We start from the raw sequence: 11,376 nt of genomic DNA on the forward strand, positions 1-11,376 counted from the left end.
AGGCTCAGGGCGCCAGCACCGCCTGCACCAGTGCCGCCACATGGCGCACCGCCAGATCCCGGTCCCGTCGCGCATGCCAGGCGAGGTGTAGCGGGAAGCCGGGCACCGGGATGGGCGGGGCGAAATGCAGGAAGCGCCCCTCCGGGTCCTCCGGCAGGGTGCGGCTTGGCAGCAGGGCGATCAGGTCGGAGGCCGCCACCAGTGGCGGCACCAGCAGGAAGCTCGGCACCACCAAGCCCACCCGCCTGGCGCGGCCGAGTTTCGCCAGCGCCTCATCCAGCGCGCCGCGCGTCGCGCCCTGGCCGGAGACGAGCACATGCGGATGCGCGAGCCATGGCTCCAGCCCGAAGGAAGCGGCCGCCGGATGATCCCGGCGCATCAGCACGCGGTAGCTTTCCTCCAACAGCAGGCTGCGCCGGAAATCGGCGCCGAGCGCGGGTAGGACGGAACAGGCGAGGTCCGCCGCGCCGCGGCCCAGCGCCTCCACCGCCTCCGCCGCGCCACGCCAGGGCATGATCACCAGATCGAGGCCGGGCGCCGAGGCGGCCAGGGCCTTGAGGAGGGCTGGCAGCAGGATGCTGGCGGGATGATCCGCCAGCACCAGCCGCACCGCCTGGCGCAGCGTGGCGAGTTCCGGCGCGGGCGGGTCCAGCAGGCCCTCGACCTCCGCCAGCAGGTCCTTCAGGCGGGGGCGCAGCGCCTCCGCCTTCGCGGTGGGCCGCATGCCGGCCTGGCCGCGTTCCAGCAGCCGGTCACCGAAAAGGTGCCGGCAGCGGTCGAGCGCCGCCGAGGCCGCGGGCTGCGACAGGCCAAGCCGGCTGGCGGCGCGGGAGACATGCGCCTCCTCCAGCAGGGCATCCAGCACGACCAGAAGATTGAGATCGATAGCGCGTAAATTCATGCGCCGGATAATGCGGTATATCGGTTATCGATTGGAAGGATTTCGCGCCCTTCGCCACCTTCGCCGCAGCCGAAGGAGGCAAGTGATGACGAGAACCCTGATCCTGATGTTCCACCCGGATCCCGCCCGGTCCCGCGCCAATGCCGCCCTCGCCGCCGCGGCCCGGGCGCTGCCGGAGGTCGAGGTGATCGACATGCAGGCGCGCCATCCGGCCGGCGTGGTGGATGCGGCGGCGGAGGTGGCGCTGCTGCGCGGCGCGGGCCGGTTGGTGCTGCAATTCCCGCTGCATTGGTACGCCACGCCGGCGCCGATGAAGGCGTGGATGGATGCCGTGCTGACCCGCATGTTCTACATCCACCCCGAGGAAGGGCGGGCGCTGGACGGCGTGCCGCTGCTGGTCGCCGTCACCGCCGGCAATGCCCGGGACGCCTATGCGCCCGATGGTGCCAACCTGTTCCCGATGGAGGACATGCTGGCGCCGCTGCGCACCACCGCGCATCGCTGCGGCATGGCCTGGTCGGCGCCCTTCGTGGTCTATCGCGCCAACCGCCTGGATTCGGCGGGGCTGGATGCTGCCGGCACCGCCTACGCCGCGCGGCTGCGGGCCTTTGCCGGCGCGGTGCCGGAATTGGCGCTGTGACGCGCGTCTCGCTGCCGGTCCGGATGGCGGCCCTGGCCCTGCCGGTGCTGATCCTGGCGCAGTTCCTGCTCGCCGGGCTGGCGCTGTTCCCCGGCGGCACCGGCTGGTCCGCGCACAAGGCCCTGGGTGGCGCGCTGCTGCTGCCGATCCTGCTGCTGTTCCTGGCCCGGCCGCTGCGCCGCTGGGCCCTGCTGCTGGCGCTGCTCTACGGGCTTCAGATCGCCTGGATCGTGCTGGGGCAGGATCTTGGCGCCGCCACGCTGATGGCCCTGCACCCGTTCAATGCCGGGCTGCTGCTGGTGGCGGCGCTGATGGTGGCGATGAAGGCCACAAGCAGCGCCTGACCGCCGGGCCTCAGCGCCCCAGCGCGCGCCAGACGCGTTCCGGCGTCAGCGGCATGTCGATGTGATCGAGACCGAGCGCATCGCAGGCCGCGGAGACGATGGCCGGCGGCGCACCGCAGGCGCCGCCCTCCCCCGCGCCCTTCACGCCCAGTTCGTTGATCGGCGTCGGGACGATGTTGAAGCCGATGGCGAGGTCCGGCAAATCCTGCGCGCGTGGCATCGCATAGTCCTGGAAGGTGGCGGTCAGGAACTGGCCGGATTCATTGTCGTACAGCGCGTGTTCCAGCACTGCCTGGCCGAGCCCCTGGGCGATGCCGCCATGCGACTGGCCGTGCACCAGCATCGGGTTGATGACATTGCCCACGTCATCCACCGCGGCGTAGCGGTCCACCGTCAGCACGCCGGTTTCCGGATCGATCTCGACCTCCGCCACATGGCAGCCATTGGGGAAGTTGCATTCGGTGCTGCGCTTGTAGAGCACGCGCTCATCCAGCCCCGGCTCCTCGCCCTCCGGCAGTTTCGTCGGGTCCTGCGCGGCGGCGGCGACCTGTTTCCAGGTCACGGCGAGGTCGGTGCCCGCCACGGCGAAGCGGCCGGCGTGGAACTCCACATCGGCCACACCGGCTTCCAGCAGATGCGCGGCGATGCGCTTCGCCTTGGCCAGCACGGCTTCCGAGGCGCGCGACGTCGCGACGCCGCCCATCTGGGAGGAGCGCGATCCGCCAGTCCCGAAACCCTGCTCCACCTCATCGGTGTCGCCCTGCACCAGTTCGATATCGCCGAAGGGGATGCCAAGGCGGGCATGCACGATCTGGGCGAAGGCCGTCTCATGCCCCTGGCCGTGGCTGAAGGTGCCGACATGCAGTCGAGCCTTGCCATCGGCGCCCATGTTCAGCCGCGCCCATTCCTGCGGCTGGCCGCCCGAGGCCTCGATGAAATAGCCGATGCCGCGGCCGCGCTTCTTCCCCTTGGCCTCGGATTCCGCGCGACGCGCCGCGAAGCCGGTCCAGTCCGCGAGGTCCAGCGCCATCTGCTGCGTGCCGGCGAAATCGCCGCTGTCCAGCTCGTTGCCCACGCAGTTGACGTAGGGCATCTGGTCCGGGCGGATGTAGTTGCGGCGGCGGATCTCGTCCTTCTCCAGCCCGAACATGTTCGCGCCGACATCCAGCAGGCGTTCCACCGTATAGGCGATCTCGGGCCGCCCGGCGCCACGATACGCGTCCGTGGAATGGGTGTTGGTGAAGACGCATTGCACCTGCAGGTTCACCGCCTGCAGGTCATAGACCGTGCCGGCGATGCGCGCGCCGGCGACGGTCGGGATGCGCGGGCCGAAATCGAAGAGATAGGCACCCATCGCGGCCATGGTGTTGGTCCGCATGCCGAGCGCCTTGCCATTCGCGTCGAAGGCCATCTCCGCCTTCGTCACATGGTCGCGGCCATGCGGGTCGGACAGGAAGGTTTCGGTGCGATCCGCGCGCCACTTCACCGGCCGGCCGAGCTTCTTCGCCGCCCAGAGCACCATGGCAGATTCCGGAAAATTCTTGCCGCGCAGGCCGAAGCCGCCGCCGACATCGCGGGAGACGACGCGCAGCTTCTCCATCGGGATCTTGAAGATGAACTTCGCCAGCGACTCCCGCACCTTCATCACGCCCTGGCTCGGGCTGTGCAGTTCGTAGCGGTCCCGCGCCATGTCGAAGGCACCCACGGCGACGCGGGGTTCCATCGGGTTGCCGACCAGGCGGTTCTGCACCAGCTCGACCTTGGCGATCCTGTGCGCCTTGGCGAAGGCCGCATCCGTCTCCGCCTTGCGGCCGTTCGACCAGGTGACACACAGGTTGCTGCCACGCTCCGGCCAGATCACCGGCGCGTCGGGGTCCAGCGCGCGGGCCGTGTCGGTGACGGAGGGCAGCATCTCGTAGTCGATCTCGACCAGTTCCGCCGCATCCATCGCCTGGGCGCGGGTTTCGGCCACGATGGCGACGACGGGGTCGCCGACGAAGCGCACGGCCTCGGTCTGCAGGATGCTGCGCGGCGGGGCGTAGAGGGGCTGCGTGCCGTCCATCGGCGGCACTTCCACCATCACCGGGAACAGGCCGATTCCATCGGCCGCCGCATCATGCCCGGTCAGCACCAGCAGTACGCCGGGTGCGGCCTTCGCCGCGCTGGTGTCGAGGGACAAGATACGCGCATGGGCGTGGGGCGAGCGCAGGATGGCGAGATGCGCCTGGCCGGGCAGGTTGATGTCGTCGGTATAGGTGCCGCCGCCGGTCAGCAGGCGCACATCCTCCTTCCGCCGCACCGGCTGGCCGATGCCGAACTGATCCTCAGCCGTCTGCGTCGCGTTCGCGTCCATTCTCTGTCCCACCCTTATTCGTGGCCCAGCCTCGCAGCCTGTTCCCCGGCGATACGGCCGAGGGTCACTGCGCTGAGCAGCCCATTTCCCGAAAGGTAGCCCGAAGCGTCCGGCCCGGATACGCCACAGGCCGCACCGCCCGCCGCGAAGAGATTCGGCACGATCCCGCCAGCCGCAAGGCGCACCCGTGCGCGGTCATCCACCACCATGCCGCCCTGGCTGTGGAACAGCGCGCCGGTGACGCGCACGGCGCAATAGGGCGGCGCGAGCTGCGCGACACCGGCCCAAGTGCGACCAAAGCCGTCGGTGGCGCCGGCCTGCTTCAGCGCGGCGACGGTTGCCATCTCGGACTCCAGCGGCAGCTTCGTGAGGCGCGCCAGCTCTGCGATGCTGTCCGCGACCAGCACCGCGCCCTGCGCCTCCGCCTGCCGGAAATCCTCGAACTGCCGCGTGACGGCCGCGATGCGACTGTCGAAGATGTCCCAGGCGATGTGGCCGGGCTGGCTCATCACGGCGCGGCCGGCCTCGGAATAGCCGCTGGATTCGTTCCAGAAGCGCGCGCCTGCGGCGTTTACCTGGAAGCCGCCCTCCATGATGACGGCCCAGGAGACCAGAATGCCTTGCGGATGCGCGACGGAGCCGTGGCCCTGGTGGCCGGTCATGTCGCGCAGCTCGGCGCCCAGCGCCTCGCCCCAGGCGAGCGCCTCGCCCTCATTGCCCGGATGGCCGAAATAGACGGCCTCTGCCAGGTCCGGGATGTAGCGCGCGACCAGCGACTTGTTGCCGGCATAGCCGCAGCAGGCGAGCACGATGGCCTTGGCACCGATGCGTTCCCGCGTGCCATCCGGCCGTTGCGCCACCAGGCCGCGGATCGCGCCATGCTGGTCCAGCACCAGGGTGGTGACGCGGGCTTCGGTCAGCAGCGGCACCTCGGCGGCTTCCGCTGCCGCGCGCAGCCTGTCCACCAGCTCCGCGCCGCTGCGGCTCGGCAGGCCGTGCATGCGGCGGTGGCTGTGGCCGGGATAGTCGAAATCATGCACCACGCTGAAATCGAGGCCATGCGCTTCCGCCAGCCATTCCAGCGTCGGCGCCGCTTCCCGCGCGACCGTGGCGACCGTGCCCGGCTCGGCATCGCCATGCGCCTTGCGCTGGATATCGGCGGCAAAGGTTTCGGCATCATCGGTGATGCCATGGGCGCGCTGGAACCGCGTGCCGGCGGCCGGGATCAGCCCGGCGGAGAGGGATGTGCTGCCGCGCGGCACCGCATCCCGCTCCAGCACCAGCGGCTCCACCCCTGAGCCGCGGCAGGCGAGTGCCGCGACCAGGCCGGCGGCGCCGGCGCCGATGATGGCGACAGGAACCTCCGCGTCGAAGACCGGGTCCTGCTCGCGGCTGATGCTCATTGCAGCTTCGCCAGTTCGGCCGCGACGGTGCTGATCTTCGCCACCGGGCGCAGCGCCGCGATCGCCGTCTCATGCACATCGCGGGAGAAGGCGGCGCAGGCATCCTCCAGCACCGTCACGTCGAATTCCCGCACATGCGCGCCGCGCACGGTGGAGGACACGCCACCATTGGTGACGATGCCGGCCACCAGCAGTTTCTTCACGCCGGCCTTACGGAGCAGCCATTCCAGGCGTGTCTGGTAGAAGGCATCGTAGCCCACCTTCTCCACCGGCAGATCGGACGGCGCGAGCTCATCCACCACCGCATGGCCCCAGCTTCCCTGCACGAAATCGCCCTTCTTCAGGAAGGGCCGCAGGTGGCGCAGATGCGGGTCGATGAAGGGTTCTCCCTGCTTGCCGGTGAACAGGGTGAAGTGGGTGGACGCGATCCAGCCGCCCTTCTCCCGCAGCCTGTCCGCCAGCGGCTTCAGCCGCGCCGGGATGGCGGCGATCTCCGCCGCCCCCTGCCCGGCCCGGCCATAGGCGCCGTCGGGATGGATGAAATCATTCTGCAGGTCGCACAGCAGCAGCGCGGTATCGGCCAGCATTCGCGTCACTCCCGCTCGATGATCAGATTGCCGTAGCCATCGACGCGGGCGACCAGATCCGGGTCCACCACCACCGTCGCATCCGGCTGTTCCAGGATGGCCGGGCCATGCACCCGCGCACCCTCTGGCAGGTCCAGCCGAGACCAGACGTTCGCCGCGTGCCAGGCGCCGTCGAACCACACCTGGCGCACGCCACGCGCCGCACCTTCCACCGTGGCGTCCTTGGGCGGCGCCAGCGCCTTCAGGTCGAAATCGGGGCGCACGCCGATGGCCGCCGTGCGCAGCGAGACGATGCGGATCGGCAGTCCCGGCAGCAGCCGGCTGAAGGCGGTCTGGTAGGCGGCTTCGAAGGCGGTGCGGATGATGGCCTCGGACACCCCCGTCGTGCCGTCGATCACATGCACCGGCACCGGCACGCCCACCGTGTGGGTCTGGCCGGCATAGTGCATGTCCAGCTCGAAGCGGATTTCCGTGCGCGTCACGGGAAGGCCGGCGCCATCCACCACGGCGCGGGCGGCAGTGGCCTCCTCCACCATCCGCTTGTCGAGCGCGAAGGCATCGATGCCATTGAGATTCAGGTTCAGCGTGCGCACCTGGTCGTGCCGCACATCGGCGATGACGCAGCCAATCGCCGAGGTCACGCCCGGGAAGCGCGGCACCAGCGCGGCCTGCAGGCCGACTTCCTTGATCAGCGCGCCGACATGCAGCGCACCGCCGCCACCGAAGGGCAGCGCCACGAACTTCTGCGGGTCATGCCCACGCTCGATGGAGACGAGCCGGATGGCGCCGGCCATTTTCGCATTGGCGACGCGCACGATGGCCTCCGCCGCCTGCATGGGATCGAGGCCGAGCGGCCCGCCCACATGCTCCGCGATGGCGGCCTTCGCCCCCTCCACATCCAGCCGCGCCAGCGCGCCGCCGATCGGCTTGTCGGCATTGATGCGGCCAAGCACGACATTCGCATCCGTCAGGGTCGGTCGCGTATTGCCCTGGCCGTAGCAGACCGGCCCCGGGCGGCTGCCGGCGGATTCCGGCCCCACCTGCAGCAGCCCGCCACGATCGACATGCGCGATGGAGCCACCGCCGGCGCCGATGGTGGTGATCTCGATCATCGGGCTGCGGATCACCAGGCCGAAATCGATGGTCGCCTGAGCCGCCAGCTCCATCCGCCCGCGACTGACCAGCGAGACGTCGAAGCTGGTACCACCGAGGTCGCAGGTGATGGCGTTCTCGAACCCCGCCGCCTTGGCGATCGCCGCCGCCGCGATCACGCCGGCAGCGGGGCCGGACAGCGCGGTGCGCACCGGCACGCCGCGCGCCGTTGCGGTGGACATGATGCCGCCATTCGACTGCACGATGTGGAAGCGGCCGCTGAAGCCATCCTCGCCCAGCGCGCGTTCCAGCTTGCCGAGATAGCTGGCGACGACCGGCTGCAGATAGGCATTCAGCGCGGTGGTGGAGGCGCGCTCGAACTCCCGGATCTCCGGCAGGATCTCGGACGAAACCGAGACATGCGGGTTCGGCCACATCGCCCGCACCGCCATGGCCGCGGCCCGTTCATTGCGTGGGTTGGCGTAGGAATTGATGAAGACGATGGCGCAGGCTTCCGCACCGCGTGCCAGCAATTCCCGCGCCGCCTTCTGCACCTCCGCCGCGTGGACCTGGGTGTGGATGGTGCCATCCGCCAGCACGCGCTCCGCCACCTCCACCCGCATGTCGCGTTCCGTCACCGGCTGGAATTCGCCCCACAGCCCCCAGGTGTGGCGGCGGTCGCGGCGGCGCATCTCCAGCACGTCCCGGAACCCGGCGGTGGTGATGATGCCGAGCTTGCAGCCCTTGCGTTCCAGCAGCGCATTGGTGCCGACCGTCGTGCCGTGCACGATCGCCTCGAACCCCGCCGGGCCGCCGAGCTTTCGCAGGCCGGCCATGAAGCCCACCGCCTCATCACCACGGTTCGACGGCACCTTGGCGACACGGAAGGTGCCGAGCGCAGGATCGAACAGGAACAGATCGGTGAAGGTGCCGCCGACATCTACTCCGACCACCGGGCCAACCCCCGACCCAACCATGGAATCGCCGCTCATGCCTCGTATCCGTATTCGCGCTTCGCCACATCCGCCGTCACGAAGCCGAGCCGCAGGTCGCGCGCCACGGCCTCCCTCGGCCGCTGCTTCGCATCACCCCAGCCGCCGCCGCCCGGGCTTTCCAGCCGCAGCCGCTGGCCCTTCTGCAGCTTCACGCCGACGATCTTGCTGGCCATGGGCGGCGTCTGCCAGCCCTGCCCGTCCTGCCAGGCGAAGCGGTTGAGCGCCCCCTGCCCGCCACCCGAGACACCGAAGGGCGCGTAGCGGCCACGCTCGCCCAGCAGCGCCACTTCGGTGGTACCGGGCGACAGCGCCTCGATCTCATACACCGCGCCGACGCCGCCACGATGAAGGCCGACACCGCCGCTATCCGGCCGCAACGCCCATTGCGTGAACATCACCGGATAGGCGGCTTCCATGATCTCCGCCGGCGGAATCGTCGCGGTGGAGATCGGGTTGTTGGCGTGGTGCAGCCCATCCGATTCCGGATTGCCGCCGAGCCCGCCGCCGAAGAAGGAGAACATGACCCATCGCGTGCCGTCCTGCTTCTGGCCGGACAGCGACAGCGCATTGATGGTGCCGAAGGGCGCCGCCGTGGCGCGTTCCGGCACGGCCTTGCCCAGCGCGCCGAAGATCACGCCGATCAGCCGCAGGATGGTTTCGGTATAGCCGGCCACCGGCCGCGGCGGGCCGACGCCGAGCATCGACGTATCCGGGATGACGAAGTCGATCGGCCGCAGCACGCCCGCATTCGCCGGCACATCCGGGAAGGCGTGCTTCAGCGCGACATAGCAGGCGGCGACGCTGGTGGCGTAGCTGATGTTGATCGGCCCGAGGCACGCCGCCGAACTGCGCGAGAAATCGAGCGTCATCCGCCCGCCCTGCACCGTCATGTCCAGCGCGATGGTCAGCCGCTCATCCACCACGCCGTCATTGTCGAGGTAATCCTCGAAGGCGTAGTGGCCATCCGGCAGCGCCTCGACCTCTGCCTGCATCAGCGCGGCGGCGCGATCGGCGAGCGCGGTGAAGGCGGCTTCCACCACGGCATCGCCGGTATCGTCCAGCAATTCCAGCAGCCGCCGCTCACCGAGGTCCAGCGCATTCAGCTGGCCGTTGAGGTCGCCCCAGTTGGATTGCGGCACGCGCGAATTGGCGGCCAGGATGTCCAGGATGTCCTGCTGGATCACCCCGGCGCGGAACAGCTTCACGGGCGGGAAGCGCACGCCTTCCTGGTGGCTTTCCGTCGCGCGCGGATTGTAGTTGCCCGGCACATTGCCGCCGATGTCGAGCCAATGGCCGACGCTCGCCAGCCAGCAGAACAGCTTTCCCGAACGGAACACCGGCCGCACCAGCCGGAAATCGTTCAGGTGGGTGCCGCCCTCATAGGGATCGTTGAAGATGAAGGTGTCGCCCGGCTCCAGCCCGGCGCCCGCCTGCACCCGCTTGATCACGGCCTGCACGGCGAAGGACATGGCGCCGACGAAGATCGGCAGGCCCTTGGTGCCCTGCACCAGCGTGGCACCGCTCTCCGCCTGGTACAGCCCGTGGCAGGCGTCGCGCGCCTCCGCGATGATCGGGTTGAAGGCGCTGCGGTACAGCGTCGCGTCCATCTCATCGGCGATCTGTTCCAGCCGGCCCTTCAGCACGGCCAGAGTGACGGCATCCAGACTCATGATTTCAAAAGTTCCACCAATGCGGAGGCCTCGGTATGCGGCCCCATCCCCATCACCGCGCCCTCGATCGCCGAGGCACGCGCCCGGCCATAGACCGGGTCCGTCAATTCATGGAATTTCTCGCGCACCTCGGCCTCCGTGAAGGGGTCCTCGGTGTCGCCGCGGTTGGTCGTGACCTCCGCGACGTGGCGCGTGCCGTCCTGCATCACCAGCGTGACGCGCGCCGGGCGCAGGCCCGGAAGCTGCGCCGTCATCGCCGCATCCTCATCCACCGTCACGCGCGATGCCAGCGCCAGGATCTCGGGATTCTCCCGCGCCGGGCCGCGGAAGGCGGGCACCGTGGCGGCGCCGTGGACGATGAAGGTGGCCAGCGCGAAGGGAATGCTGAACTTCGCCGCCAGCATGTTCGGCGCCGCGGTGCTGTCGAGCTGCGCAGCCCACACGTAGGTCTCCACCGCGATCGACTTGACCTGCGCCGGGTCGAGCTTGCCGGTGCTCGCCGTGATGCGCGCCAGCGCGTCCAGCGCGCCATGGGTGTAGCGGCAGGCGGCGTGGCGCTTGAAGTAGTTGCGCGCCACTTCCCACCGCGTGCCGAGCTCGGCCACCATCTCATCGGGGCGGAAGTCACTGCCGGAGACCTGGCCGAAGATGGTCGCGACGCCGTCGCGCTCCGCCTCGAAGCCCGCCCGCGCCAGATCCCACACCGTCAGCCCCAGCATGTTGGACACGCCGGCATAGGTGTTCCGCACGGTGCCGCCCTCCAGCATGTTGTTGCGGGAGGTGGCGAGGCCGAGCGAGGAGGCCATGTTGATCACGCCGCGGAATTCCGCCGCGCCGGCGCCATGCAACTTGGCCACAGCCACGGCCGCGCCAAGCGTGCCCCAGGTACCATGGGGATGCATCGCGACATTCAGCTTGCTGGCGATACCGACGCGCGCGCCCAACTCATAGCCCAGCGCCAGCGCCATCAGGAATCCCGCACCATCGCCGCGCGGCGCCGCCAGCAGCGCGGGCACCACATGGATGGCCGGATGGCCGCGCGCATACTGGTTGCCCTCATCCAGCTCCAGCATGGTGCCGGAAGTGCCGTTGAGGAAGGCCGCCGTGCCAGGCCGCGCGCCGCCGGCATAGCCAATGACGGGCGAGTCACCGCCGCCTTCGCGCCAGATCATGCGCGCCGCCAGCGCATGCGCCTCGCCTTCCTGCGCGCCGGCCGCGATTGCGCCGATGCAGTCCAGCAGCGCCAGCCGCGTGCGCTGCGCCACCTCTGCCGGCAGATCCACGAAACGGGCGCGCGCCGCGAAGGCGGCCCATTCGCCGAGCCAGGATGAGGGTGGTGCGGCAAGCAGCGCGGAGGCGGGTTGTACGCCCTGCGTCACGATGGCCATGGT

The 11,376-nt window shown here is 69.8% G+C and carries 9 protein-coding genes; 2 read left to right on the top strand and 7 right to left on the bottom strand.

All coding sequences use genetic code 11. The annotated features are described in order from the left end of the window. Positions 1-4: 4 nt before the first annotated feature. Positions 5-901: a LysR family transcriptional regulator gene (locus HB662_RS23920; RefSeq protein ID WP_168053602.1), complete on the bottom strand. Its 897-nt coding sequence runs from the start codon at positions 899-901 to the stop codon at positions 5-7. An 85-nt stretch (positions 902-986) separates the two neighbouring features. Between HB662_RS23920 and HB662_RS23925 the strand changes: the two genes are divergently transcribed. Continuing rightward, positions 987-1,541, top strand: coding sequence for an NAD(P)H-dependent oxidoreductase (locus HB662_RS23925; RefSeq protein ID WP_168053604.1), 555 nt, complete (start codon positions 987-989; stop codon positions 1,539-1,541). Then, on the top strand, positions 1,538-1,885 hold the full coding sequence (locus tag HB662_RS23930; protein WP_168053606.1) for a DUF6220 domain-containing protein: 348 nt from the start codon (positions 1,538-1,540) through the stop codon (positions 1,883-1,885). The genes HB662_RS23925 and HB662_RS23930 overlap by 4 nt, the downstream gene beginning before the upstream one ends. Before the next feature lie 10 nt (positions 1,886-1,895). Here HB662_RS23930 and HB662_RS23935 read toward each other — a convergent pair whose 3' ends face one another. Genes HB662_RS23935 through HB662_RS23960 form a run of 6 tightly spaced genes read right to left on the bottom strand, consistent with a single transcriptional unit; the run spans position 1,896 to position 11,373 of the window. Then, positions 1,896-4,238 (bottom strand): xanthine dehydrogenase family protein molybdopterin-binding subunit, encoded by a 2,343-nt coding sequence (locus HB662_RS23935; RefSeq protein WP_168053608.1) that lies wholly within the window; start codon positions 4,236-4,238, stop codon positions 1,896-1,898. A 14-nt stretch (positions 4,239-4,252) separates the two neighbouring features. Continuing rightward, entirely contained in the window at positions 4,253-5,641 is a 1,389-nt protein-coding gene (locus HB662_RS23940) for an FAD-dependent oxidoreductase (RefSeq protein ID WP_168053610.1), read from the bottom strand. Continuing rightward, entirely contained in the window at positions 5,638-6,228 is a 591-nt protein-coding gene (locus HB662_RS23945; RefSeq protein ID WP_168053612.1) for a cysteine hydrolase, read from the bottom strand. Before HB662_RS23945 ends, HB662_RS23940 begins: the two co-directional genes overlap by 4 nt. A 5-nt stretch (positions 6,229-6,233) precedes the next feature. Next, a complete protein-coding gene (locus HB662_RS23950) occupies positions 6,234-8,312 on the bottom strand; it encodes a hydantoinase/oxoprolinase family protein (RefSeq protein ID WP_245185859.1) in 2,079 nt (692 codons plus the stop codon). Then, positions 8,309-9,985, bottom strand: a complete 1,677-nt coding sequence (locus HB662_RS23955) for a hydantoinase B/oxoprolinase family protein (protein ID WP_209443458.1) — start codon at positions 9,983-9,985, stop codon at positions 8,309-8,311. Before HB662_RS23955 ends, HB662_RS23950 begins: the two co-directional genes overlap by 4 nt. Further along, positions 9,982-11,373, bottom strand: a complete 1,392-nt coding sequence (locus HB662_RS23960; RefSeq protein WP_168053614.1) for an MmgE/PrpD family protein — start codon at positions 11,371-11,373, stop codon at positions 9,982-9,984. Before HB662_RS23960 ends, HB662_RS23955 begins: the two co-directional genes overlap by 4 nt. Positions 11,374-11,376: the final 3 nt, after the last annotated feature.

It is taken from the genome of Falsiroseomonas frigidaquae, assembly GCF_012163145.1.
Lineage (GTDB): Bacteria > Pseudomonadota > Alphaproteobacteria > Acetobacterales > Acetobacteraceae > Falsiroseomonas > Falsiroseomonas frigidaquae.